23 protein-coding genes are annotated in these 24,284 nt (G+C 65.7%); 9 read left to right on the forward strand and 14 right to left on the reverse strand.

The window, feature by feature from the left end:
- The first annotated feature begins 154 nt into the window (after positions 1-154).
- Positions 155-328, forward strand: coding sequence for a hypothetical protein (locus HRV97_RS15930; RefSeq protein WP_164523884.1), 174 nt, complete (start codon positions 155-157; stop codon positions 326-328).
- 50 nt (positions 329-378) lie between these two features.
- On the opposite strand, the gene mobF is transcribed toward HRV97_RS15930, so the two are convergent.
- Positions 379-3,741: a MobF family relaxase gene (mobF, locus tag HRV97_RS15935; protein ID WP_174195152.1), complete on the reverse strand. Its 3,363-nt coding sequence runs from the start codon at positions 3,739-3,741 to the stop codon at positions 379-381.
- Entirely contained in the window at positions 3,738-4,586 is an 849-nt protein-coding gene (locus HRV97_RS15940) for a hypothetical protein (protein ID WP_174195153.1), read from the reverse strand. The genes mobF and HRV97_RS15940 overlap by 4 nt, the downstream gene beginning before the upstream one ends.
- Positions 4,587-4,651: 65 nt before the next feature.
- Here HRV97_RS15940 and HRV97_RS15945 point away from each other — a divergent pair, with 65 nt between their 5' ends.
- Both HRV97_RS15945 and HRV97_RS15950 read left to right on the forward strand, forming a co-directional pair.
- On the forward strand, positions 4,652-5,077 hold the full coding sequence (locus HRV97_RS15945) for a helix-turn-helix domain-containing protein (protein ID WP_093068190.1): 426 nt from the start codon (positions 4,652-4,654) through the stop codon (positions 5,075-5,077).
- A gap of 2 nt (positions 5,078-5,079) precedes the next feature.
- The gene (locus HRV97_RS15950) at positions 5,080-5,346 is read left to right on the forward strand and encodes a hypothetical protein (protein ID WP_093068193.1); all 267 of its coding nucleotides are present in this window, start codon (positions 5,080-5,082) and stop codon (positions 5,344-5,346) included.
- Positions 5,347-5,787: 441 nt separating this feature from the next.
- On the opposite strand, the gene HRV97_RS15955 is transcribed toward HRV97_RS15950, so the two are convergent.
- A complete protein-coding gene (locus HRV97_RS15955; protein WP_093068196.1) occupies positions 5,788-6,393 on the reverse strand; it encodes a hypothetical protein in 606 nt (201 codons plus the stop codon).
- Positions 6,374-6,655, reverse strand: coding sequence for a hypothetical protein (locus HRV97_RS15960; RefSeq protein WP_093068199.1), 282 nt, complete (start codon positions 6,653-6,655; stop codon positions 6,374-6,376). The genes HRV97_RS15955 and HRV97_RS15960 overlap by 20 nt, the downstream gene beginning before the upstream one ends.
- Positions 6,656-6,730: 75 nt before the next feature.
- Here HRV97_RS15960 and HRV97_RS15965 point away from each other — a divergent pair, with 75 nt between their 5' ends.
- Positions 6,731-6,979, forward strand: coding sequence for a helix-turn-helix domain-containing protein (locus HRV97_RS15965; RefSeq protein ID WP_218142216.1), 249 nt, complete (start codon positions 6,731-6,733; stop codon positions 6,977-6,979).
- Positions 6,980-7,629: 650 nt separating this feature from the next.
- On the opposite strand, the gene HRV97_RS15970 is transcribed toward HRV97_RS15965, so the two are convergent.
- The 3 genes from HRV97_RS15970 to HRV97_RS15975 are packed head-to-tail and all read right to left on the reverse strand — an operon-like array spanning position 7,630 to position 9,573.
- Positions 7,630-8,583 (reverse strand): replication initiator protein A, encoded by a 954-nt coding sequence (locus HRV97_RS15970; RefSeq protein ID WP_093068201.1) that lies wholly within the window; start codon positions 8,581-8,583, stop codon positions 7,630-7,632.
- Positions 8,584-8,629: 46 nt separating this feature from the next.
- Positions 8,630-8,923, reverse strand: coding sequence for a ribbon-helix-helix domain-containing protein (locus tag HRV97_RS17885; protein ID WP_369523884.1), 294 nt, complete (start codon positions 8,921-8,923; stop codon positions 8,630-8,632).
- Positions 8,924-8,925: 2 nt separating this feature from the next.
- Positions 8,926-9,573, reverse strand: a complete 648-nt coding sequence (locus HRV97_RS15975; RefSeq protein WP_093068204.1) for a ParA family protein — start codon at positions 9,571-9,573, stop codon at positions 8,926-8,928.
- Positions 9,574-9,745: 172 nt separating this feature from the next.
- Between HRV97_RS15975 and HRV97_RS15980 the strand changes: the two genes are divergently transcribed.
- Positions 9,746-10,099, forward strand: a complete 354-nt coding sequence (locus HRV97_RS15980) for a protealysin inhibitor emfourin (RefSeq protein WP_093068206.1) — start codon at positions 9,746-9,748, stop codon at positions 10,097-10,099.
- A 172-nt stretch (positions 10,100-10,271) separates the two neighbouring features.
- A complete protein-coding gene (locus HRV97_RS15985; protein ID WP_093068209.1) occupies positions 10,272-11,702 on the forward strand; it encodes an IS1182 family transposase in 1,431 nt (476 codons plus the stop codon).
- A 248-nt stretch (positions 11,703-11,950) separates the two neighbouring features.
- Here HRV97_RS15985 and HRV97_RS15990 read toward each other — a convergent pair whose 3' ends face one another.
- From HRV97_RS15990 to HRV97_RS16010, 5 genes are read right to left on the reverse strand one after another with little or no spacing between them, the layout of a single operon-like run.
- On the reverse strand, positions 11,951-13,276 hold the full coding sequence (locus tag HRV97_RS15990) for a sensor histidine kinase (protein WP_093068212.1): 1,326 nt from the start codon (positions 13,274-13,276) through the stop codon (positions 11,951-11,953).
- Entirely contained in the window at positions 13,277-13,954 is a 678-nt protein-coding gene (locus tag HRV97_RS15995) for a response regulator transcription factor (RefSeq protein WP_093068215.1), read from the reverse strand.
- 7 nt (positions 13,955-13,961) lie between these two features.
- Entirely contained in the window at positions 13,962-15,338 is a 1,377-nt protein-coding gene (locus tag HRV97_RS16000) for an efflux transporter outer membrane subunit (protein WP_093068218.1), read from the reverse strand.
- Complete coding sequence (locus tag HRV97_RS16005; protein ID WP_093068221.1) at positions 15,335-18,442, reverse strand: efflux RND transporter permease subunit; 3,108 nt, start codon at positions 18,440-18,442, stop codon at positions 15,335-15,337. Before HRV97_RS16005 ends, HRV97_RS16000 begins: the two co-directional genes overlap by 4 nt.
- On the reverse strand, positions 18,442-19,419 hold the full coding sequence (locus tag HRV97_RS16010; protein WP_093068224.1) for an efflux RND transporter periplasmic adaptor subunit: 978 nt from the start codon (positions 19,417-19,419) through the stop codon (positions 18,442-18,444). The genes HRV97_RS16005 and HRV97_RS16010 overlap by 1 nt, the downstream gene beginning before the upstream one ends.
- A gap of 135 nt (positions 19,420-19,554) precedes the next feature.
- Here HRV97_RS16010 and HRV97_RS16015 point away from each other — a divergent pair, with 135 nt between their 5' ends.
- The 3 genes from HRV97_RS16015 to HRV97_RS16025 all read left to right on the forward strand — a co-directional run bounded on the left by HRV97_RS16015 (position 19,555) and on the right by HRV97_RS16025 (position 22,330).
- A complete protein-coding gene (locus HRV97_RS16015; RefSeq protein ID WP_093068227.1) occupies positions 19,555-20,340 on the forward strand; it encodes a COG4705 family protein in 786 nt (261 codons plus the stop codon).
- Between the two features lie 192 nt (positions 20,341-20,532).
- The gene (locus HRV97_RS17535) at positions 20,533-21,957 is read left to right on the forward strand and encodes a sensor histidine kinase (RefSeq protein WP_279333643.1); all 1,425 of its coding nucleotides are present in this window, start codon (positions 20,533-20,535) and stop codon (positions 21,955-21,957) included.
- Position 21,958: 1 nt separating this feature from the next.
- Complete coding sequence (locus HRV97_RS16025) at positions 21,959-22,330, forward strand: response regulator (RefSeq protein ID WP_093068257.1); 372 nt, start codon at positions 21,959-21,961, stop codon at positions 22,328-22,330.
- A gap of 4 nt (positions 22,331-22,334) precedes the next feature.
- On the opposite strand, the gene HRV97_RS16030 is transcribed toward HRV97_RS16025, so the two are convergent.
- Positions 22,335-23,708 (reverse strand): ATP-binding protein, encoded by a 1,374-nt coding sequence (locus tag HRV97_RS16030; protein WP_343044536.1) that lies wholly within the window; start codon positions 23,706-23,708, stop codon positions 22,335-22,337.
- Positions 23,709-23,737: 29 nt separating this feature from the next.
- Positions 23,738-24,280, reverse strand: a complete 543-nt coding sequence (locus tag HRV97_RS16035) for a MarR family winged helix-turn-helix transcriptional regulator (protein WP_010339851.1) — start codon at positions 24,278-24,280, stop codon at positions 23,738-23,740.
- Positions 24,281-24,284: the final 4 nt, after the last annotated feature.

Below are 24,284 nucleotides of genomic sequence, written 5' to 3' on the forward strand. Positions count from 1 at the left end.
GCGGCGCGCAATGCGTATCGATCCAATCGGTGATCTCGCCGGCCTCACCGCTGCTATGTCATTCGAGATAGCTGCCTTCATCAGCACCGCCTGATTGGGTGTTTGACGTATCGCAGCCCTAGTTACGATTCCCGCGGAGTGATATGATACGGCCATGCGCACGGTCCCCTTTCCCCGCACACCCGCCCAGGTCCGTGAATGCCTTGCACTGGCAGCTGAAGGCGCGATTGCGGTCGAACGCGACGGATCGCCCATGATCGCCATCGTGCCGGTCGAAGAGTATGCGCGCCTTGTCGCACTCGACAGGGCGGAAGCTGCGGAAGACTGAGTGAAACCCGGCAAACGGGACACGCGCGATACACAACTTGCCACCTCGGCTTACATCTCCATACCGTAGTCCCGTTCGCGGCCACCGCCACCCATGCCGGGGCCGTCGAGGCGCAGCTGCCGCTCGGGAATGCGGGCGTCGAGCGCCTTCTCCAGTGCGGGCTGCCGCGCCATACGGTCCTCGAGCCGCTCGAGGCGACGCTCCGCCCGGTCTTCGATCCGCGGCGTTTCAGCCTCACCCCGGTCGCCTGACGCCGAGCGCCAGTCGGCCACGAACCGGTCGGCATAGGCGCGAGGATCGGCGCGCGCCTGCCCCTCCTCCGCCCAGACCTGCCGCAACTCTCCCGGAGCAATCTGCTCCAGACCGCGTACCGGGTCGGCGCTGCGGTCCAGCACGATCCGCAGATCCTCGGCGGCATAGGGCCGGACTTGGTCGAGCGCGGCCGAGGCTGCGTCCAGCTCGCGCACCTTGGACGGCGACAGCTCCTGCCCGTCCTCGTGCATCCGCTCGGCCGCCAGGAACAACTGGGCGTAACGCTCCAGCGCCCGGTCGAGCGGGGAGCCCGCATCCGGCAGCCGGATAGCGTCGGTTGCCTGGCCACGCTCGACCACATCAAGCGCCGAGGTCTTGTCGCCGGTGTTACGGGTAACGTGCCGTTCGACCTTCTGCCCGTCGTCGACCACCAGCGCCACCTTGTCCGCCACGCGGGTGAGCGCGACCAGGAACGACCGTTCGGTCAGCAGCTTCCGCTCCGACGAGCGCATCGCCACGATGCCGTGCTCGGTGGTGACCCCCTGTGCGACATGGACGTTGATCGCGTAGGCAAGGTCCAGCCGTTCGGCCATGCGATCGCCGGACGCGATCTCATGTACGGTGCCATCGATCAGCGAGGATACAATCAGCCTGCCCCGGTCCACCTCCTCGACCCGCGCCATCGCACCATTATCGAGTCCCCGGGTCCGATCGTTGTCGCTCCAACGGATGCGGTCGCCTACGTGCAACTCGACCTCCTTCAGCGCAAAGATCGATACGGCATCGCGGTCGAGGTTTCTCGCCAACCGGCCGGGCCGGAACAGCTTCCCGGTCCCGTCAGTCATGGTGAGCCGCACCCGGTCGCCGTCGACGCCGGTCACGACACCGCGATCGCCGCGAACCAGGCCTTGGCTCGGCAGGTTGGTGCGAACCTCCACCACATGCCCCGGTCGATAGGCGCGCATCAGTCGCGCGCCTTCCCTGGTGGCATTGACCCGGTCGAGCACGATGAAGGGCGCGCCCGTGGCGGCGATCTCACCGCTCGCCTTCAACTCGGCCTGCACCGCCTGATTGGCCTCGCTACGCATGGCGCGGCCGGCGGTGAGCAGAAGGGTGGCGTCGCGCTGATCTTGCGGCAGCGCCGCCCAGTGCGCGGCGGTCGTGGTCGCCACTGCGTTCCCCGGCACCTCGGTCGTCGCAGCCCTGAGGATCTCGAACGTACCCGACACGTCGCCGCGGTCGAGCGCGGCGGTGACCGCCTTCATCTGATCCGACCGGGATCGCAGGTTCTCGGTGATATGGGCCGTGGCGACGCCGGCCGTCTGGCTCGCCTCGAACGGCTTGCCGGCCGCGATCGCGGTCAGCTGGCGGGTATCGCCGGTCTGCACGACGCGGGTGACGCCCGTCATGTTGGCGAGGCGCACGATCCGCTCCATGTCACGCGTACCGAGCTGTCCGGCCTCCTCGACCATGATGATCGCACCCGACAGCTCCGCCTTCGCGCGGGCGACCTGTTCCGGTCGGGCGGTGCTGTCGATCACGCGGGCATGACGCGCCAGGAAGCGGGCGACGGTGCTCACGTCGGCACCGGTATCACGTCCGAACTCGCTCGCCTTCACGCTGGCGACGGCGAGCCCGATCACCGCCCGGCCCTCCGCCTTGGCTACCGCCGCCACCGGCGCCATCGCGGTCGACTTGCCGCGCCCCGACCCGCCCTGCACGTTCACCACCCGGTCGGACGAGGACAGCATCAGCACGGCCGCAGCCTCCTGACCCGGATTGAGGCGATGCAGCCCCAGCGCGCGTGCCGCCTCCTGCGCCCGGACCGCGGCATCGACCGGCGGAACGATCGGGGCAGATCGCCCCTTCCCCGCCTCCACGGTGGCAAGGTACGCCTGCTCGAGCCGCACCGACCCTTGCGTCGTCACCATGCGATCGCCGTCGCCGAGCAACAGGCCTTTCGCCTGCAGCAGCGCCAACCGGGCCTCGACATCGACGACCGTCACCGGCCCGCCGCGCGACAGACTCTCGCGGACGAGTTCCAACCGATCGAACGCCGCCTCCCGCTCGCCCAGATCGCGTACCGCCGACGCGACCGCCTGCGCCGCGGCATAGGCCCGCGGCTCCAGTCGTCCCAGTCGTTCAGGGACCAGCGGATCGCCGTCGCGCGGGGTCAGCCCCATGCGGCCGGCGATGGCCAGCCCGCGCTCTCCTATTCCGCGCACACCCCGCACTGCGCGCGTCCACACATCATGCCCCCGCCCCGCCTCCGCCAGCGCACCCTTCACCAACGCTGCCGGATCCAGCCCCTTCTCCGCCGCCAGCCTCCGCCACCCTTCCGCGCGCTGCTCCGGCACGAGATCGGTTGATTTGGAGTCGCGGGTCGCCAGCGCCGCATATTCGCGCGTCTGCGGAGTGTTCTCCAATCCGCGCGCCTTGATGTACGCATCGATCTCGGCCGAGCGGCCGGAGAATGCTTCCACCACCGCACGCGACACGCCGGCAATCTCGAAGGCGCCATTGCGGCCGTCGTGCCGGGGGATGGTGGCGAAGCCGAGCGTCTCGACCCGGCTGCGCAATGCGGACAGGAACACCGCATCCATGACGTGCTGGCGCTCGTACAGCTGATCCGCATGCAGCGCCCGCCACTTGCCGTCGGCGGTGCGGGTCGCGTTGGCGATGACGTTGTGGACGTGGAGCTGCGGCTCGCCGCTGCGGTTCACGTCGTGAAGGAAGGTCGCGGCGACGAACCGGCCGGTCGTCTCGGGCACCTGTCCCTTGCCGTTCCAGACCCGCCCTTCCGCGATGTTGCGCTCCGTCCAGGCTAGGGTCGCGGCAGCCGCTTCCCGCACCGCGACTACCAACCGCGCGTCACCGCCCACCAGCGCCAGGATCGACACCGACTTGGGCACGGACATGGTGACGTCCCAGCCCGCTCGGTGCTCACCCCGTTTGGCGTCCAGAACGGTGCCGTTGGGCAGTTCGCCGGCGAGCACCTGTTTGAACCGCTCGGCGTCAACGGGTCCGGACAGACCCAGCTCGGCCGCCCCCTCGCCTGCCCAGACACTAGCCCCTTCTGCCTGATCGGCGGTGTAATAATTGTCCCGGGCGTAATAGGCGGCTGCGTCGGAGGCCGAACCGACCGCAGCGACCGAGATCATTGTTTGCCCTGCGGGGTGCCGGGCTTTGCCCGGACGGTGATCCTGCCTGCCTTGCCCTCGAACTGCGTCCGGCAGCTGTCGGTCGCGAGCCGGTAATTCACGAGCGCGCAGACCGCCTGATCCCCGCCGCCCAACAGATAGTTGGCCGAGCGGACGGCGAACCACGACGGCGGCAGCGCCATCGCGGCGAAGAAATAGCTGCCGACGCAGAGCAACCAGACGACCGACAGCGCCGCACCCACCTTGCGACCCGACCAGTCCCTGTCCCAGACGGTGTAGCTGACCTTTGTCCGGGGCTGCTGCTCGAGGCTCCTGATAGCGGCGGTGTTCTCCCGTAACGCCTCGGTGTGGTCGCGCTGCCGTTCGTCGATGGCATCCAGACGGGGCTGCCTGTCGATCCGTTCGGCAAGCAACCGCATCTCCGCCCTGATCGGATTGAAGCTGGCGGTGATGCGCTCCGGCATGCCCTTGATGAACTCGGTCCGGGCTCGCGTCAGCGCCAGCTGATCCTCGCGCTCCAGCCTGTGCATGTCGCTCTCGTGCGCTGCCCAGCTTTGGGCGATGCGGTCGATCTCCATGACCGCCTTGTCCAGCCTGGCGCCGAAGGCGACGACGTCACCGGGCCCCAGTTGCTCGGGCCGATCGAATACGGCCCGCCCCTCCCGCCACGCATCGAGACATTCCCGAACGAACGACTTGGCCAAGGTCGCACGCTCGACACCACGCTCGGCCGCGCAACGGGTGAGATCCGCATCGTCGTCGTCCCCAAGCCGTACATTGACCTGACCGCCCATGAAGTTCCTGCCCATGTCCGGCCTAATGCTGGTCGCCGGCACCGCTCCCATGCCATGATTGCATAGTGGCACGATTGCGCCACAATGAGCAGGATTAAGCAAGCGATTATGGCGACGTGAGCGGTGCATCCACCATCGGTGAGCGGATCAAGGCGGTACGGCTCAGGACCGGGTTGGGACAGGACGCGTTCGCGAAGGCGCTGGGCTATTCGAAGCGCGCGCTGGTCAGCTGGGAACTGGGCGGGGCCGAGCCGCCCGTCGCCCTGATGGCGAAGCTCCGGCGCGACTACGATGTCGATCCCGAATGGGTGATCCTGGGCGAGGACACCGTGCCCCGGAGCTACTACGGGCCGGTCGACTGGGACCGTCTCGACCGCCTGCGCGCGGACGTGGACGCCGTCTGCAGGGACGTCGGGCTGGAGCTGCCTGACGAACGCAGCCAGGCGCTCGCGCGCGTGATATACGACGGAGGCGCGGACGCGGGCGCCGCCAACCGCAAGCAGCTGCGCGGTACGCTGCTCGCCTTGTCGCTGGGGGATTGAGGATGAGCGGATCTTCGAAGGAACAACTGGCCGCCTGGATGGCAGATACCCGGCGCGTTGGGTTCAAGCGACGCAACTGGCCGGTCGTGCGCCGACTGGCGGCGCTGTGCACAGGACTGCTGCTGGCAGGTCTGGCGATCCGTCTGCTGGGCTATGCCCCTGCCCTTGCGGCTGCCTGCTGGATCGCCGCAGTTGTCACCGGCGCGGTCATGCTGATCTGGTTCTTCGACCCGCGCCGCTTCCGCGCACGGCCGTCCGGCACGTCCTGACCACACGGAAACAAGCGCGCGCAGCCGGGTTCGCATCGGCCGGTGCTGGCCCATCAGTCTTGTCCATGACGCCCCTCGGGAGATGGGCCGTGCCTCCGAACGGGTCGCTTGCTTGCGACCCTCATGTCGCTGCGCAGCCCGGTAAATCACGGCGTCCGTAGCGCCGTAGCACCCTTGTAGCACGTCAGGAGGCAGCTTTCGCGGAACCCGCAGCACGGCCGATATCCTGCTACATCACTGATAATTTGCGATTTTATGCTCTGAACATGGCCGCTATCCATAGCGTGGTGTGTGCTCCTTTCCTGCACGATCCGGATGCTGCCGTATCGATGCCGTGGTGCTCCGGCATTCATTGCGGCTTCCGGCGGGGCACCCGGGCCGGCGTGTCAGCCGGCCAGCAAGCGAACTCCGGACCGTCTTCTCGACGGTGCGGCAGCCGGTTCAGGGTGAGCCGCAGGATATATCGCCTGTCACTGGCGCTGCCGCCGCCAGTATCTTCCTGGCGGCACGACGCTCACGTGCCCGGGCGCGTTGATCTTCGCCGATCCGGGGGTCGCTGCCTTCCGGCTCCGGACCCGGGGCAGGATCCGGTTCCTCCATCACCCGGATACCCTCGGCACGTCGGGCCGCGTCCTTGCGCCGGGCGTATTCCTGCTGGACCGCGCTGGTCATGTCGGATCTCAGAAGGACATAATCGGGTTCGTACCGATGCTGGCGCATAAGCTCGGCGAGCGCGTGAACGGCCAAGTCGTCACCGACCGCGGCATGGACCGCGCGCAGCCAGCGCGGCGAGGCGTAACGGTGCCGCAGCGTCCAGATCCCTCGCCCCATCTCGGTTGCGAACAGGGCTACCCAGATGACGAGCATGCCTCGTCCCATGACGACCGGTCTGGCGCCGATCGCCCTGGCGATACCGATCGTCACGATCAGCATCGGCAGGAAGGATATGGCGCTGATCGCATAAGGGACGACGTTCAGCTGGCTCACTTCCCATCGCGCGATCAGCCGGTCGACTATCGGGACGCGTTTAGTCACGCCAGGGATCATGGCTGCTCGCCGACCAGCTGTCGTGATGCTGGAAATGGTCGTGAGCGCCGCTGTCCCAGCGATCGTGGCGCTGCCAGTCGGACTCGTAATCGTGCGAACGGGTAGAACCGTAGGGATTGCCGGCGACGTCGGGTGTTCCCGCCCCCGCGATCGTCGGCAATCCGGTTGTCGGATTGATATCCGTTCCGTCGCTGCCAATTCCCGAGTGGCCTGGGAGCGTCCAGTCGTCGAACCAGGTGGCGATGCGCTCGAACAGTCTCATGTCAGCACTCCCGATCGGAAGCCTGGATGATATACGCTTTCCGCATATCGCTCAAGCCGGTCTAGATGCTTCGGTGTGCCCGCCTCCCCTGTCCCATCCGATCTGCACGCCCGCATCGTCGCTGCGCTGACCGTGGCACGGCGGGACGCCAGGCTTCGTCAGGTCGACCTCGCGAAGCGGCTCGGATGGCAGCAGGCCTATGTATCGCGCTACGAAACCGGTGAGCGCCAGTTGAGCGTGGATGAATATGTCGCGGTCGCCGTGGCGATCGGGGTCGATCCGGTGGCCTTGCTCGGCGAACTTCTCTGTCAAGACTGCTCGTAATCACAGCTCAGGACCGCCCATCGAGGCGATGCCCAGGCGCATCTGCCGACGATAACGCCCACCCGATCAACGGCGCGACATCTGCTACGATGCCGAACGCGCGTTCGATGGCCTCTAGGATCCGCCGTGATCGCACACACCGGCGAACCCGACGATCGGTTCGGGGTATCTCCCCACCCTGCCCTTTCAACGGGCGTCACGCTGACAGGTACACACCGCCGGATCGGCTTGGCTTCTCCCGGAAGCCTGCGGCCGTCAGGCCGCTCTTGTGACGGCGATAGCCGGCACGCAACGAAGGGCCATTGCCCAAGGGGCAATTCCGCAATTCCTTTTCCTTCCTTTTGAGCCGGGTCTTGGGGTTAAGTGATTCTGTTAAATAGGAATCGTTAAGAAGGTTAAGTGTCGAAAAGCGGCCAAAAAACCGCGTCTTCGTAATACCTTGAGAATCTTCCCGGTGTGTGATCCCACGTGATTCGGTGTGTGATCCCACGATAGTGCGGTGTGTGATCCCACGACGCCCGGGTGTGTGATCCCACGATGATCGCTTGCCTCTTTGCGGGTCGATTATTGCTCGATCCACACTCTCAACGCCTGCTGCCCGCCTCCGCCTCTGATACGGATGGGCCTTGCGGTGTGTGATACCACGATAGTCAGCGTTCTCCGGCAAGCTTGTCCATCAGGTCGTCCACCTCGGCGGCGCGGCGGCGATCGGCATCGAATCGGTTCCGCCGCTCTTGCTCGGCTTCCAACTTGGCAGTCAGTGCCAGCGCCTCCGCTTCACCCCGAAGTCGAAACAGCACGGCAGGACTGCCATCGACTGTTGCGGCCATGTGCATCGCATAATCGGGGAGCTGGTCGGCCTCCACCACTTTGCGCAGCATCCGGTTGAACTCTTTTGGTTTGCTGTCGCTGCCTGTCTTGTCGCGCAGCACCTCGACGCGACACGTCCACCCGCCCTTCTGGTTGCCGGCGTGCTTGCGCGCGATACGATACAGGGCGCGTTCCAGCCCCCCGGTCAGCAGGAAATAATCCTGGTGCATGGTGAGCAGTGACCGCTCCCCCATAATACCCTCATACACCCAGTCCGACAGCGTAATGGTCATCCCGCGCGGTTGGTCGGTGTCCGGGTCCACCTCCAGCGTCCATTTGTCGAGCCAGTTGAAACCGGCCTTGGTCCGCCGCTTGGGCGCGCGGATCGAGGTCGATATGGAAGTCGTTTGAAGCCGCTGGAGTGCAGCCTGCAACTCCTGATAAGCTCGGCCGCTGGTGTCGCGCTTGATCGCCCGCAACAGGTCATAGGACGTAGTTCTAAGTGTCCGGGGAAGGTCGTTGACCCCCTGCTCCCGCATCCGATTGAGCGTGGACGCCGCCCATATCAAGATATCGGCGTCCCAGATCGTGGCCATGCCGTAGGCGGGGATCGCCTCAATCTTGACCCACGTCTCGCCGTCCGGGCTGCTATATTCGATCGGCTTCACCCGCTTGCGCTTCTGGAGCGAGAAGAACGGCCGCTCCATCGTCTCCCGCTGATCTTTCAGCGGGAGGTCGCCCATCAACGGGATGAACAGATCAAATTCGGGGTTGGGATTTTGGCGCTTGGTCATGAAACATCAATCCTGCCATCCTGCATAATTGCAGGTGTGCACATCGTCACACACGACCGAATTGCTTGTCGGCTTCATACTTGGCGACCAGTTCGCTGATCGCTTCAGCAAGGAGATCTTGGTGACTCCGCCGGGTCCGCGCTGCCAAAACGCGAAATGCCTCCGCCGTGGGATCTGCAGGATCGAAATATGCCCCAAGGTGATACTTACCCGGTCGTTTGCCACCTGATCGTGCGGCACTCGACGGCAAGGTCGTCGGAGCCGACTGGCGTTCCGGCTCGGGTTCGCGAGGGGAGGGTGCCGCTACTGCCGGCCCCAACAGGGAAGTCCGTTTCGCCATAATCAAGCTTTCACATTTGCAGGTGTGCAATTGATCACATCATCAAATATGTGCTTCTGCAAGGCTGCAATTTCCAAGGCAGCTTTACCTTTCGGCTCATGCTCGATGACGCCCAAGCCGTAAGGCCATGCCGCTCGGTAGGCGCTGCGCTCCCGCAATACGGCACGCGCCACCCGCAAGCCGGTTGCCTCGGCAAGCGTTCTGGCATCGTCCAGCAATGTGGTTGCGGTAGGAGGGGCGGCATTCAGCACGACCACGCCCGTTCGCCCCGTGCTGGTGATAAGCTGTGCCGTGCGCTTGATCGCATCGAGATCGATCAATGACGGACGGCAGGGGATAACGACCAGATCGGCACGCTGCGCCGCTGCGGCGGCTTCCGCGCCCGCCGCTGGCGGTGTGTCGATGATAGTAAGTGCAAAGCCGTTGGCCTCAGCTGCATCAATCGCTTGATCGAGGCGTCTCGCACTGATTGGCTCGACGTGCGGCAGCTCGGCCGTTCGTCGCTCGCTCCAAGCGGTCGCGCTCTCCTGCGGGTCGAGATCAAAGAGAGCCGTCTTGATCCCGACCGCTTCAGCAGCGACCGCCAAATTCACCGCGAGCGTCGTTTTGCCAACGCCACCCTTTTGAGCTGCAAGAGTGATAATATGCACGTGTGCACACCTTCAATAATTCAGATATGACGTTATGCAGAACGGCAAGGTCGCACAAGTGCTATGGTGAGGCGCTCTGCTCCTAAAGCATGGCAACGCATGGGCATGCGCTGGATAAATCTGTACGATGCGCCGCTGCTACCGAGGCCCGGAGCATAGTTGGAGTGATCTGATGCAGAAGGGCAAGGCCTTGGACGAGACGATAAAAGGTGAGGTCCGCTTGTGCATAGAGGGCGGTCTTGCCCATTTCCCCGGACTGGCGAAGGAGCAGACGGTCTCGTTTGATGATCTCGCCACCCCGGAGTGCCAGGAGATCGCCAGTCTCGTCGATCAGGCGGACTTCTTCAACTGCACGCCTGCAAACGACAGCGCGGGGCCGGATGCGCGCAGCTATACGGTTGGGCTGACCATCGCCGGCCGCAGTCACGAACTCCGCGTCACCGAACCGATCCGCGACCCAACGCTGGCGAAGCTTGTGTCGGTTGTACGTCGCTTGAGCAAGCAACGCCCGAGCCAGAGCTCTTAGCCAACTCACCGGTGAAATCACCGACAAGCCATGCGCCGATCACGCTTCGCCGTCTTCGACCCGGCCGGCGGGCGGCGCGTTGTCACGATCGAAATTCCCGCAAAGGATCCAGACCGTGTGAAAAGCCGCGCCTGTGATTCCGCCCGGTCGCGGATCGGCGTATGCTGCGGGCATGGCGTATATCGAGGGTCACGCGCGCGACCAGGCGCTGCTGCTGCCGGCATCGGTTGAGGATTACGTGTCGGCGGACAATGCGGTGCGCTTCATCGACGCCTTCGTTGAAGACTTGGATCTGGGCGAAGCCGGCTTCCTGCGGACGCGACCCAAGGCCACTGGCCGACCGGGCTATTCCCCGCGCGACATGCTGAAGCTGTACCTGTACGGCTACCTCAACCGGGTGCGGTCGAGCCGTCGCCTGGAAACCGAGGCGACGCGCAATCTCGAACTGATCTGGCTGCTGCGCGGGCTGCGGCCCGACTTCAAGACCATCGCCGACTTCCGCCGTGACAACCGCTCGGCGTTCAAGGCGGTGTTCCGCGCGTTCATGGTGCTGTGTCGCAAGCTCGACCTGTTCGGGCGCGAGCTGCTCGCGGTGGACGGCACGCGGCTGAAGGCGGTGAACAGCCGGACGCGCAACTTCACGAAGGCCAGGCTCGACAAGTACGTAAAATCCGCTGACGAGCGGCTCGAGAAGTACCTCGCACAGCTGGATGACGCCGACCGTGGTGAGGAGGCAGGCACGACCAGACGGAGCGAGGCGCTCGCGGCGAAGATCGCCAGGGTACGCGAGCAGCGTCAGGTCAGCGAGGCGATGCTTGAGCAGCTGAAGGCCAGCGGCGAGAGCCAGATCTCGCTCACCGACCCCGATGCGCGTGCGATGGCGGCCCATCCCAAGGTCGGCGTCGGCTACAACGCCCAGGTCGCGGTCGATGCGAAGCACAAGCTGATCGTCGAACAGCATGTCACCAACGCGGGCAGCGATCTGGGTTTTCTGGCCGAAACCGCGGGTGCGGCCAAGGACCTGCTCGGCGTGGACCGGATCGATGTGGTCGCCGATATGGGATATTACATGGGTGAGGACATCGCCGCGTGCGAACGGGCCGGCATCACTCCCTATGTCGCCCGTCCCCAGCGCGGCACGGCCGTCGGCGACGGCCGCTTTCCCAAAGAGCGGTTCCGCTACGATGAAGCGGCGGATTGCTATCACTGCCCGGGCAACCAGCGGCTCGATACACGGTACCGCTGGCTCCAGGGCGGTCACATCATCGTGCAATATTCAAACCCGCGCGCCTGTGGCGGATGCGAACTCAAGGCGCAGTGTGCCCGCGGTAGCTTCCGCCGCATCACGCGGTGGGAAGGCGAGGCGGTGCTCGACCGCATGGCGACACGCCTTGCCGTGCGGCCTGAGATCCTGAACATCCGGCGCGAGACGGTCGAACACCCCTTCGGCTCTATCAAGCAGTGGATGAACCAGGGGGCCTTCCTGATGCGTGGGCTCGACAAGGTCCGCGGCGAGTTCAGCCTGACGGCGCTCACCTACAACCTCAGGCGGGCGATCAACCTCGTCGGCGTACAGGGGCTGATCCGGGCGGTGCAAGCCTGAACCTCGCTGCTATATGGGCCAGCGCAGCGTCTGATATCTTCCCCACGAAGCCGTTCTGACCCCGATGCAGCGGGAAACCCGAACATATCAGCAGTATCTGCCACTCTGACCAAAAGAACGACGGGCGGCTTCATGACCGCGAGTTTTCGCACGGTCTGGATGCTGAAACGGGAAAGCTTGCGGCTTCTCAGAAGCCTCATTCACTCAAGTTTTGAGAACTCTGAAGTCGATCGCCAGCGCCTCTCGCTCTATTTGGGAAGGCGTATGGTGACACCGAAGGCCCGCTCGGATCGGGACAGAAGCGCATCGCCGCCATGACCAACGGCGATGGCGCGAACCAGAGCAAGGCCCAGCCCATGTCCATCGGTGGTGCGTGACGCTTCGGCGCGGGCGAAACGCTGAAACAGGCGTTTGGCATCAGCAGGAGGAACGCCCGGACCATTGTCCTCCAGCGTCACTTCAATCGCATCATGCGACACCTTGGCGGAGAGCTTCGCGGCGGTGCCGGCCGGCGTGTGCCGCAACGTATTCTCCAGAAGGTTCGACAATGCCTGCGCGAGCAGGCGCCGGTCGCCCTCGATATGCAGTCCGGGCATGACGTCGATCGTCAGCGTATGGCCGGCAGCCTCGAAGTCGGGACGATAAGTTTCGGCCATGTCCTCCAGCAGCGCCGACAGATCGACCGCTCCCAACGCTCGACGTTCAGCCAACCCTTCGACCTCGGCGATGCGCAGCAGCGCGGCGAATATCTCCAGCAGATCGTCGGCCTGCCGCCGTGCCGCCTTGATCGCGTCTTTGTCCCCGGTCGCGGCGCGATCAAGCTGGTTGCACAGGCGGGTAAGGGGGGTGCGCAGGTCGTGCGCCACGTCGGTCGACACCTGCCGCAGATTATCCATCAACGCGGCGATGCGGTCGAGCATCCGGTTGAGCGTGGCGGCGAGGCGATCGAACTCGCTGTCCGACCCGTCGCGCGGCACCCGCTGCGTCAGGTCGCCGGCGATGATCGCCTGCGCGGTGGCATCGATGCGCGACAGGCGACGCCGGGTCAGCCATCCAACCAGCACGGCCGCGCCGATCCCCAGCGCCAGCATCGCCGCTAGCGCCGTCGCGAACAGCGCCGCCAGCGTGCGGTCGATCGCCGTGAGGTCGCGCCTATCAGCGACGACGACGAGCATCCCGCCGGACAGCGGCGTCGCGAGCGCCTGACCGACGCCGGTATTGTTGCCGCGTCGGAAGCCGAAATGCTCCTGATAGCCAGGTTCGACCGGCGTCAGCGACGTGATCGTCGCGGCGACCGGCCGCCCGGCGCGGTCGACGAGCAGATAGTCGAGGCTCGCTTCGTTGCGGGCGTCCTCGCGCAAGCGGATTGCGTCCGCCACCCCCGCCAGGCCGCCTTCGCGCACCTCGGCCATCAGCGCGCGTGTCTCCACCGCGACGCGGTGGTCCAATTGTTCCTCCAGCGCCTCGTGCGTCACCTCATAGGCGACGGCGCCGATCGCCAGCGTCGCGATGCTGAACGCCAGCGCGACCAGCACGACGATGCCGAAGGTAGAGCGCCACAGGCGGGTGAGCATCTATTCACCCCGGATCATGTAGCCGGCACCGCGCACCGTCTCGATCGCATCGGCGTCGAAGCCGGCGTTGAGCTTGGAGCGCAGCCGGCTCAGATGCGTCTCGACGATGTTGGTCTTCGGATCGAAATCGAAATCCCACACCCGCTCCAGCAGCATCGTGCGGGTCATCACTCGGCGCGGGTTGCGCATCAGCTCCGCGAGCAACGCAAACTCACGCGGTTGCAGGGTGACGCGCCGACCATCGCGCTCGACAGTGCGGCGATGCAGGTCGAGGACGATATCGCCGACCCGCAGCAGATGCGCGTCATCGCCGCGCGAGGAAGGCCGGCGCGCCAGCGCGTTGAGGCGCGCGGCCAGCTCGGAGAAGGCGAAGGGCTTGACCAGATAGTCGTCTGCTCCGCCCTCCAGCCCCTCCACTCTATCGGCGATTCCACCGACTGCGGTAAGCATCAGAACCGGGGTGGCATCGCCGGCCGCGCGCAACGCCCTCACCAGCGCCAGCCCGTCGAGACCGGGCAGCATCCGGTCGACCACGATCGCGTCGAAGCCACCGCCGGTCGCCTGGAACAACCCGTCGCGACCATCCTCGCTGACCGCAACCTGGTGCCCGGCCTGACCCAAGCCCTGTGCCACGAAGGCGCGGGTGTCGGCATCATCCTCGACGATCAATATCCGCATCGCTTACCTATCGCGCAGCGGCGTCAACGCGCCAACCACCGCCCAGCGCGCGGAACAGTGCAACCTCGTTCTGCGAAACCGCTATGTCGGATTGGACCTGTTGGAGGGTCGCGGATGCAGCCGCGCGCTGCGCGTCGACCTGAAGCAGGCCGGGCGCGTCGCCGAGGCGGACCCGGGCAGCGGCCCGCCGCGCATAGGCCTGTGCCTCGCGCGAAGCCGTCGCCAGATCGCGGTTGCGGCGGGTTTCGGCGTCATAGGCGGCGAGCGCCGTCTCGACCTCGCGCAGCGACCGAAGCACCGCTACGTCCCACCCGGCCAGCGCCGCGCGCTCGGTCGCGCGGGCTTGTTCCAGCCTTGCGCGTGCCGGTGCCTGGTTGGGAAAGGCCCAGCTGACGAGCGGCGTCACCGCCGCACTGATCCCGCCGGACAGCAACCCGACAGCCCCGCCCAGATTGACCCGTGGATAGAGGTCCGCGCGTGCCACGCCGATCCGTGCGGCCGCGGCGGCAAGGCGGCGCTCCGCTTCGCGCACGTCGGGACGGCGTAGCAGCAGCGCGGTGCCGTCGCCGACCGGTGCCGCCCCGCGCAGACGGGGCGCGGCGGTGCAGGCGAAGCGGTAGGCGCGCGCTTCGGCGGGCGGGCGCCCCTGCAGCGTCGCGAGCCGGTACAGCGCATTGGCGCGCTGCGCCTCGAACGGGGCGATGGCGGCACGAGTGGCAGCGGCGATCGTCGCGACCTGCGAGACTTCCAGCGGCGACACCTCGCCGGCACGCAACTGCTCGCGCACGAGAGCGACCGAACGGTCCTGCGCCGCAGCGACCTCGCGCGCGGTGGCGATGGCGCGGGTCGATCCGCACAGGTCGACATAGGCCAGCACGGTATCGGCGACGACCGCAACGCGCAGTCCGTCGACGACGGCCGCTTGCGCCTCGGTATCAGCGCCCGCCGCGGTCGCGGCCGAGCGAAGCCGGCCGAACAGGTCGAGGTCCCAGCTCGCGGTTGCGGCGATATCGTAATCCGTCGTGGGCACATTGCCCGACGCACTCGGCTGTCCGGCGGGGTTGTCGACGCCAAGCGCGCTCTCGATCGTCGTCTGCGGCAACCGCGCCGCCCGTGCCTGTCGTAAGGCCGCGCGTGCCCCATCGAGATTGGCATAGGCGACCCGCAGGTCCGCGTTGGCGGTCAAGGCCGAGCGTACCAGTCCGTCGAGCACAGGATCGTCATAGAGCCGCCACCAGTCGTCGGGCACGGGCGCGATCGAGGCCACCGGAAGCGACGCGAATGCCCCGGTGGCGCTGTCTGGCGCCACAGTGGGCGGCGGCTTGGGCACGCTCATGCAGGCGGATGCGAGCAGGGCTGCGGCGGGGGCTAGGCGGCGGATCATGCCAGCGCCTCCGTAGATGCAGGAGCAGGCGGGACGGCGCGCTCCTCGCCATAACGGGCATAGAGCGCCGGCAGCAGCAGCAGGTTGAGCGCAGTGGACGAGATGAGGCCGCCCAAGATCACGATCGCCATCGGATGCTCGATCTCGTGCCCCGGCGCATTGCCCGCGACGATCAGCGGCACCAGCGCGAGACCGGCGCAGGCGGCGGTCATTAGGATCGGCACCAGGCGCTCCTCGGCACCGCGCAGCACCAGCTCGCGGCCGAAGGTCATGCCCTCGTGGCGTTCGAGATGCTGATAGTGGGAGAGGAGCATGATGCCGTTGCGCGCGGCGATGCCGATGACGGTGACGAACCCGACCAGCGACCCGAGCGACAGCACCCCGCCGGTCAGCGCGACCGCGACCACGCCCCCGACCAGCGCGAACGGCAGGCTGACGGCGACCAGCGCGGTGATGCGGCGCGAGCGGAACTCCATCCACACCAGCAGCAGGATGCCGACGAGGCAAAGCGCGCCGATACCCCACAGCCGGCTGCGCGATTCCCTGAGGGCAGCATATTCGCCCAGCACCTGCGGGTGATAGCCGGTCGCGAACGGCACCTTCGCGACCGCGGCGTCGACCGCCTGCGCGACGGTGCCGAGATCCGCGCCCGCGACGTTCATCGTCACGTCGAGGCGGCGCTGGCCGTTCTCGCGCTTCACCTCGTTGGGAGCGGGCGCGATCTCGATACCGGCGATGTCTCCGAGCCGCACCGGCGCGCCGGTGACGGGTGCCTGGATCATCAGGTCGCGAAGCGCATGGACGCTGTTCCGCACCGCTGGCTCACCCCACACCGCCACGTCGAACGCGCGCTGGTCGCGGTAGATTTCGCCGACCTTGGCCTGCGCGACCAGCACCTGCGCCTGCCGGCGGACCTCGCCCGCGGTCAGCCCGAGCCGGGCCAGTTCGCCGGCGCGCGGGCGGATGCGGATTTGCGGGACCAGCACCTGGCTCTCCAGCTTCAGGTCGGACACGCCCTGAATACCGCCGATCGCGTCCCGAACACGCGCGCCGGCCGCGCGCAGCTCCGGCTGGTCGGGGCCGTAGATGCGGACGACGATGGTCGCGCCGGCACCAGTCAGCACCTCCTTGATCCGCTCGCGCAGATAGGTCAGCACATCGCGGTAGAGGCCGGGATAGCCCTCGACCACCTCCTTGATCCGCTTCACCGACGCATCGTAATCGGCATTCTCGTCAAGGCTGATCCAGAGTTCGGTGAAGTTGGGACCGACCACCTCGTCGGCCTGCTCGGCGCGACCGATATGCGCGCCGAAGTTGCGCACGCCGGGGATGCTGCGCAGCTCCTTCGACGCGCGGATCGTAATCCGGTCCATCGCCTCGATCGACGTGCCCGGCTTCTCGACGAAGTGCATCAGAAAGTCGGTTTCGCGGAAGTCGGGAAGGAACTGGTCCTTGAAGGTCGCATAGCCGACCCCCGCCAGCAGCAGCCCGCCCGCAACGATCCCGACCGCCAGCGCCGGCCTTCCCACCACGCGCGGCAGGAAGCCGACATAGCGACGCTTGAATCCGGCGACGAAGCGGGTGTCGCGCTCCTCGGTAAGCGGCGCGTTCGGCAGGAGCAGCAGGCACATCGCCGGCGTGACGGTCAGCGCGACCAGCAGCGACATGCCGATCGCCAGCACATAGGCGATGGCGAGCGGCTGGAAGAAGGTGCCGGCCACCCCGCCGAGGAAGAAGATCGGCACGAACACAAGCATCACGATCAGCGAGGCGAACACCACCGCCGAGCGCACTTCCAGCGACGCGGCCAGCACCACCGCGAAGGCCGGCTTCGGATCGGCGGACTCGCGGTTCAGCCGCAGGCGGCGCGCGATATTCTCCACGTCGATGATCGCGTCGTCGACCACCTCGCCCAGCGCGATGACGAGGCCGGCGATGATCATCACGTTGATCGTCGCGCCCGACCACAGCAGCATCAGCCCGGCGCCGAGCAGCGACAGCGGGATCGCGACGAGGCTGATCGTCGCCTGCCGCCAGTCGCGGGTGAACAGGAACAGCACCGCCGCGACCAGTGCGCAGCCGATCATCAGCGCGCGTGTCAGGTTGTCAATCGAGCGTTCGATGAAGGTCGCGGGCCGGAAGATGGTCGTGTCGACCTTCACGTCCTTCAAGCCCGGCTTCAGCTCGGCGAACGCGGCCTCGACCGCGCGGGTCAGCTCCAGCGTGTTGGCGGTCGGCTGTTTCTCGACGATCAGCATGATGCCGGGACCGTCGTCGATGATGGCGTTGCCGATCGGTGCATTGAAGCCGTCGACCACGCGCGCGACGTCGCCGATCCGAACCGGTGCCTCGCCCGCCTGCTTGACGATCGCCCGGGCGAGGTCGGCGGCGGTCTGGACGGTGCCGGTCTGCTGGACCGCGAGCCGCTGGTTGGGTGTGTCGACGAAGCCGCCGCCCCCGACCAAAACCGCGTCGCCGGCCGCGGCGCGGACCTCCGCCAGCGTCACGCCGGACGCACGCAGACGATCGGGATCGACCAGCACCTGCAATTGCCGGTCGCGCTGCCCCCAGACCGCGACGTTGGCGACGCCGGGGACCGCCATCAGCCGTGGCCGGATCGTCCAGCGGACCAGCTCGGACAATTGCATCTGATCGAGTTTCGTCGACGACAGTCCGACCTTCATCGCGCGACTGGTCGAGGACAGTGGCGGCATGAGGACGGGCTGTCGTGCCGCAAGCGGCAGGCGTGGCTGCACCTGGGCGATGCGCTCGCCGACCATCTGGCGCGCGCGGATCACGTCGGAGCCGCGCTCGAACAGGATCTGCACCGACGACAGGCCCAGCACCGATTTGGAGCGAAGCGTCATCAGGCCGGGGACACCGTTGACCGCGGTCTCGATCGGCACCGTCACCAGGCTCTCGACCTCCTCGGTCGACAGGCCCGGTGCCTCGGTCTGGATTTCCACCATCGGCGGTGCGAACTCGGGGAACACGTCGAGCGGCACGTCGCGCCCGGCACGGACCCCGAGCACCACCAGCAGCGCGGCGAGCGCGAGAACGAGGACGCGCTGCGCCAGCGCGAAATGGACGAGCCGGCCGAGCATCAGTGCGCCGCCCCGAACTCGGTGCCGAACAACTCCGCCGTACCATCGGTCACGACCTGCGCGCCGGCGGACAGTCCGCGCGCCAACAGCGCCCGTCCGCCGCTCTCCGATACCACCTCGACACGCTGCCGGACGAAGGTGTCGGGCGCGGTCTTCTGATAGACCCACTCGCCGCCATGAATGTCGCGCAGGATTGCGGCAGACGGCACCGACAGGCCCTCGGTCTGCCCGGCGAGCGGCAGGTCGACCGACACGCGCTGGCCGACCTGGAAAGCCCGGTCGCGATTGTCGACCGCGTAATAGAGGTCGACGGTGCCGGCGACGGTGTTGGCCGAAGGCGGTGCCTGCACCGGGCGCGCCGAGCGGGGCGCACCGCCATCGCCAAGAGGGCGGACCGTAGCGGAGGCTTCGCGTCGCACCTCGCCCATGTCGCTGCCGAACACCGATGCGCGCACCCACAGCACGGGTTGCGCGCCAAGCGAGGCGACCGCCGGCCCGAGCAGCCGGCGCTGCTGCCGCGCCGCGTCCAATGCGGCCTGCGCCGCGGTCAGAGCCGCCGCGGCCTCGTCACGCGCACGCACGCTGCCCGCTTCCTCACGCACCAGGCTCGCGGCGCGATCGAGAGCGATCCGCGCAAGCCGCGCCTGCGCCGTGGCACGCGCCAGTTCGGCATCTGCCGCGGCCTGCTGGCTGCCGATCTGCTGGAGGTTGGTTGTCGAATTGACCGGCACGCCGTTGGCGCTGATCGGCGGCACGACAATCTCGCCTGCCACTTCGCGCGTCGCCGTGGCCGATCCGCCATCCACCCGCGCAAGCGCGATGCCCAACCGCTGCTGCGCCTGCGGGGTCAGGGTCAGCTTCAACAGCTCGCTCTCATGCGCGATCGTCTCGGCATGGGCAGGCGGTGCGGGCGGCTTGGCAGCCTTCTCGTCGCAACCGGCAAGCAGGATCGGGATCAGAAGGAAGGTCTGGCGCATCGTGACGGCTTAGTCACGAAAGCATGGGCGCTGCTGGAGCCGACTATACAAAGTCCCAATGTAGCTGGTCATTCACGAGTTTCGATTTGAATTTGATGCTTCGACCTGATGATCGTCGGCCCCGGGGGTGCGCGTATGGAGAGAGTCGACGTGACGAGAGAGCATCCCGCCCGTAAAGTCGCCGAAATCACCCTCGGCTTTTGGCTGGCCAAGGTCGTCGCCACGACATTGGGTGAGGTTGCGGGTGACGCCATCGCCCAGACGCTGAACCTGGGCTACGTCGCCGGGCTTGCCATCACGCTGGGCCTGCTAGCGGCGTTCCTCGTCGCGCAGGTTCGTGCCGATCGCTATCGTCCTTTTCTGTTCTGGGCGACGATCGTCGGTACGACCACGGCGGGAACCGAAATAGCCGACCTGTCGACCCACACCCTCAACCTTGGCTATAACGTGACGTCGGCCATCCTTTTCGGCGGCATGTTGCTGACCCTCGGTATTTGGTATCTCAGGCGGGGCACCTGTGACGTGAGCGCGGTGGTCGACCGTGAGAGCGAGTTGTTTTTCTGGGGCGCCGTTCTGTTCTCGAACAGCCTCGGCACGGCGTTCGGCGATGGACTCGTCTATGTTTTCGGCCTCACATATACCACGGGATCGCTGGTCTGCATGGCTGTGATCGGCGCGGTTTTGCTTTTGCACTATGTTGCCCGGATCAACGCGGCATTTATATTCTGGGCGGCATTCGTCTTCACCAGGCCGTTCGGCGCCGACTTCGGGAATTTGCTCACGAAGGAAGCCGCCAAGGGCGGTTTTGGCCTCAACACGTTTGCGACTGCCTTGGTCTGCGTCCTGCTGCTTGCTGGCATTGTCGTGTGTTTCGAACGCCGGCAGCACCTTGTTGATGGACGTGGCCGCAGCCCAGCCTGAACAACTAAGCGGAGAGGCCGCCAGCGTACCTCCTAACTGATCCCATTTCTCGATTGGGATGGTAAAACGGGATTGCTGCTGTCTTCCCATAGCTCATGCAGGTGACGAGTTGTGACGAGCACAGAAGCTATGCCCGGCATGGCCCTTTGCGACACTTGCCGCTAATCAGGAGCTTGGGACAAGCCGGGGGGCGTGTCCACTTCGGACACCGAGATGACCAGGACACAGCCGACAAGATTTTTTGACCGTATCGTCGCATGGTCGCTGAACCGCCCGTTACCGGTCATCACGCGATACCTGATCGCCGCCATCGTGATCATCACCGCTGGCGCGGCGCGGGTTCTATTCGTCCCGGATACACTGCCATGGCTGCTGTTTATCCCGGCGACGATCGGTATCGCGCTCGTACTGGGCAAAGGGCCGGGCCTGTTTGCCGGCGTTCTATCGACGGCTACCGGTATCGTGTCGATCGGGAATGCGAACCATCCCTCCTGGCTACCACATGCTCAATGGATCGCCGCTACCTTGTTTCTGGTGGTGACGCTCGGCCTTGTGTTGCTGGCAGCCGAACTGAGGGAGGCGATGCGCCGCTCGATCGCGCTCAACGCCGAACTGGTCGAGCGCGAACGCCTGTCGGCGGAGCGCGAGGCGTTTATGTCGAGCGTCCTGGCGGCATCGACAGATTGCATCAAGGTCGTGGAACTGGACGGCAGCCTTTCCTTCATGAGCGAAGGCGGCATGAAGGTGATGGACATCAGCGACTTCAACACGGTTCGTGGATGCCCATGGCCCGAATTTTTGAAAGACGGGGGCTCGGCCCTCGCCGTGGAAGCGCTGGCCACTGCGACCAAGGGCGGCTCGTCGCATTTTGAAGCGGCAGGAGACACACACGCGGGCATTCCGAAATGGTGGTCGGTATCGGTGTCGCCGATCCTTGCACCGGACGGCAGCACCTCGCGCATCCTGTCCGTTTCGCGCGATCATACCGCCCTTTTCAAGGCGCGCGAACAGCAGGAGCTTCTCAACGGTGAACTTAGCCATCGGCTGAAGAACGTACTGACACTGGTACAGTCAATCGCCAATCAGACGTTGCGGGATGCCGGGAGCCTCGAAGAGGCAGCCGCCGCCTTCTCGTCGCGGCTCGCCTCGCTCGGACGGGCAACCGACGTTCTCACCGCCACATCCTGGCAACAGGCCGAACTGCACGATGTACTCGGCGCTGGGCTTTCCGCGGTTGCGGGTCTGTTGGATCGGATCAGGGTCGAGGGGCCGCGTATCCAACTGAACTCTCAAGCGGCTCTCGCGTTGACATTGGCCGTGCACGAACTGGCGACGAACGCGACCAAGTACGGGGCTTTTAGTAACGATACTGGATTGGTCACGCTTCGATGGCGGGTAACCGACGAAAACGATGGACCTCACTTCTCTTTTCTCTGGCAGGAAATGGGTGGTCCACTGGTGAGCAGCCCCGCGCGTCGAGGCTTTGGCTCCCGCATGATTGAGCGTTCGCTGCGGTCCTATTTCCGGGGCGAGACGGTACTGGACTATGCGCCGGAAGGCGTCACGTTCCGGATTGATGCGCCGCTCGGCGACACCGGCGAACTGGTGGCGGGCTGATATGGGACAGGCCATGCCCCCGCGCAGCATCCTCATCGTCGAGGATGAACCGTTCATCCGCTATGATCTGGTCGACTTTTTCGAAGATCGGGGATTTCGTGTCTTCGAAGCCGAGGACGCCGACGAAGCAATCGGTTTGCTCGACGCCAATCACGCCATCCGTATCGTACTGACCGATGTGCAGATGCCGGGCTCGATGGATGGCGTGAAACTCGCCCATCATGTGCGCGACCGCTACCCGCCGACGATCCTGATCGTCGTCTCGGGCATGGTCAATCCGACCTCAGCGGAACTGCCAGCCCGAGCATTGTTCGTGAGCAAGCCGTTCGATCCCCGGTATGTCCTGCGGGAGATCGAACGCTTGTCTTCCTAAGCGATCATCCGTTGCGTTCGTTCGCCCATGCGATCCGCCGCTGGAGGGCAGCGGATAACTGGCTGGCCGAATAGGGTTTGCGCAACAGCTCCAAGCCTTCCGCGCCTTCCTGCGCGAGAACGTGACTGTAGCCGCTGGCGAGCACGACCGGCATCGCCGGCAGATCGCGCGCCAATCGCTTCGCCAACTCGATGCCCCCCATTCCCGGCATCACCACATCCGAGAACACGATGTCGAACCCATCGCCGTCCGACCCCAGACGGTCCAGCGCCTCTTCAGCGCTCGTCACCCAAGCCGTACCGTAACCCAAATCTTCGAGAAGCTGGGTGGCAAACTGCCCGACACTGATGTTGTCTTCGACAACGAGCACGCAACGCCCTTCGCCATCGATCGCCTCTTGCTGCCCGGTCGGTCGCGGCTCTCCAGGAACCGTCGATTCCGCCTGAGGCAGATAGAGGGTGAAGGTCGAGCCCTTGCCGACGACGCTTTCGACATCGACATCACCGCCCGACTGCTTCGCAAAACCGAACACCTGACTAAGGCCCAGGCCGGTGCCCTTGCCGACATCCTTGGTGGTGAAGAACGGCTCGAAAATCCGCTCCAGATCGTCGGGCGCGATGCCGATGCCAGTATCGCTGAGCGAGACGGCGACGAAATCGCCGGTTCCCGGCCCATGTCCTCGGATCGAAGGCATTCGGGCGTCGCAGCATAGCCGGATCGTCACCGTGCCTTCGCTCTCCATCGCGTCCCGCGCGTTGACCGCCAGGTTGACCAGCGCCGTCTCGAACTGGCTGACGTCGGCACGCACACGGCAGATCGCGTCCGGCACTTCGAAGCGGACCAACACGCGCGAGCCGGTGATGCTGTCGAGCATGTCTGCGATAGCGTCGAGCCGCTGCCCGACCTCAAATACCTCCGGCTCCAGCGTCTGCCGGCGGGCAAAGGCAAGCAGCTGCCCGGTGAGCTTGGCCGCGCGATCGGCGGTGTCGCCGATGGCATCGAGGTAACGCTGGCGCTTCTCGGGAGCGACGTTGTCACGCCGCAACAGGTCGACGGAGCCGCGGATGACAGTCAGGAGATTGTTAAAGTCGTGTGCCACCCCGCCGGTGAGCTGGCCGATTGCCTCCATCTTCTGGCTCTGACGTAGCCGCTCCTCCGCTGCCATCAATTCGGCGCTACGGTCGGCGACACGCTGTTCGAGTGTCTCGTTCAGCGTGCGCAAATCCGCGATGGCACGGTCGCGCTCTGCCTCGACCGCCCGCTTGGCCTCGATGTCGATGAGGACGCCGGGAAAGCTGCGCGGTGTGCCATCGGGATCGTGATCGACACGACCGTTCGCCTCGATCCAGTAATAGGGGTCAGGACATAGAACGGGCACAGATATACGCTAAGCGTCTCTGCGCGCACTTATGGGTCGACTCTATGCGTCGACGACTCCAGCATTCCAAAGGCATCCATCGGACAGTTGTAGCATCGCCTCTCGTCGCAGAGCCGGCATATCGTCAGCGCCGAGACAGCGTCGTCAGACATCTGCGCAAGTATTGTCTCGGCAATACGTTCCAGCACGAGGCGGTCAGCATTCGAGACATGGCTAAGGATTTCGGATAAAGTCTCGTTTCTTCGTTGCAGGATCGCAGATAGGCGAGTCTCGCCTGCCTCAGTGAGCATCAGCGCTACTGCACGACGGTCCCGTAGCGCTTTGGATCGAACGGCGAACCCGGCTGCAACCAATCGATCGACAAGCCGCACCGTCCCCGCGTGGGACAAGCCTAGCACCCGTCCTAATTCGTCGATCGAAAGACCGGTCGCGTGACCGATGACGACGATCGCCGCGGTGGTTTCGCCACCGCCGGGTATCGTCGGGTCGAATGCCGCCTTCTTAATTCGATCGGTGATGCCCACTGCGAGGGCGCCGAACAGATTGACGAGCCGGTCCGAGAGTACGTTCAAAGGG

This window comes from Sphingomonas hominis (genome assembly GCF_013328205.1).
GTDB lineage: Bacteria > Pseudomonadota > Alphaproteobacteria > Sphingomonadales > Sphingomonadaceae > Sphingomonas > Sphingomonas hominis.

Coding starts and splice junctions, on each gene's coding strand:
- HRV97_RS15955 (WP_093068196.1), bottom strand. CDS start 6,393: ATGATCCCTGGCGTGACTAAACGCGTCCCGATAGTCGACCGGCTGATC.
- HRV97_RS15995 (WP_093068215.1), bottom strand. CDS start 13,954: ATGCGGATATTGATCGTCGAGGATGATGCCGACACCCGCGCCTTCGTG.
- HRV97_RS15930 (WP_164523884.1), top strand. CDS start 155: ATGCGCACGGTCCCCTTTCCCCGCACACCCGCCCAGGTCCGTGAATGC.
- HRV97_RS15980 (WP_093068206.1), top strand. CDS start 9,746: ATGCAGAAGGGCAAGGCCTTGGACGAGACGATAAAAGGTGAGGTCCGC.
- HRV97_RS16015 (WP_093068227.1), top strand. CDS start 19,555: ATGGAGAGAGTCGACGTGACGAGAGAGCATCCCGCCCGTAAAGTCGCC.
- mobF (WP_174195152.1), bottom strand. CDS start 3,741: ATGATCTCGGTCGCTGCGGTCGGTTCGGCCTCCGACGCAGCCGCCTAT.
- HRV97_RS16025 (WP_093068257.1), top strand. CDS start 21,959: ATGGGACAGGCCATGCCCCCGCGCAGCATCCTCATCGTCGAGGATGAA.
- HRV97_RS16010 (WP_093068224.1), bottom strand. CDS start 19,419: ATGCGCCAGACCTTCCTTCTGATCCCGATCCTGCTTGCCGGTTGCGAC.
- HRV97_RS16000 (WP_093068218.1), bottom strand. CDS start 15,338: ATGATCCGCCGCCTAGCCCCCGCCGCAGCCCTGCTCGCATCCGCCTGC.
- HRV97_RS15990 (WP_093068212.1), bottom strand. CDS start 13,276: ATGCTCACCCGCCTGTGGCGCTCTACCTTCGGCATCGTCGTGCTGGTC.
- HRV97_RS15970 (WP_093068201.1), bottom strand. CDS start 8,583: ATGACCAAGCGCCAAAATCCCAACCCCGAATTTGATCTGTTCATCCCG.
- HRV97_RS15985 (WP_093068209.1), top strand. CDS start 10,272: ATGGCGTATATCGAGGGTCACGCGCGCGACCAGGCGCTGCTGCTGCCG.
- HRV97_RS15950 (WP_093068193.1), top strand. CDS start 5,080: ATGAGCGGATCTTCGAAGGAACAACTGGCCGCCTGGATGGCAGATACC.
- HRV97_RS16005 (WP_093068221.1), bottom strand. CDS start 18,442: ATGCTCGGCCGGCTCGTCCATTTCGCGCTGGCGCAGCGCGTCCTCGTT.
- HRV97_RS15960 (WP_093068199.1), bottom strand. CDS start 6,655: ATGAGACTGTTCGAGCGCATCGCCACCTGGTTCGACGACTGGACGCTC.
- HRV97_RS15940 (WP_174195153.1), bottom strand. CDS start 4,586: ATGGGAGCGGTGCCGGCGACCAGCATTAGGCCGGACATGGGCAGGAAC.
- HRV97_RS17885 (WP_369523884.1), bottom strand. CDS start 8,923: ATGGCGAAACGGACTTCCCTGTTGGGGCCGGCAGTAGCGGCACCCTCC.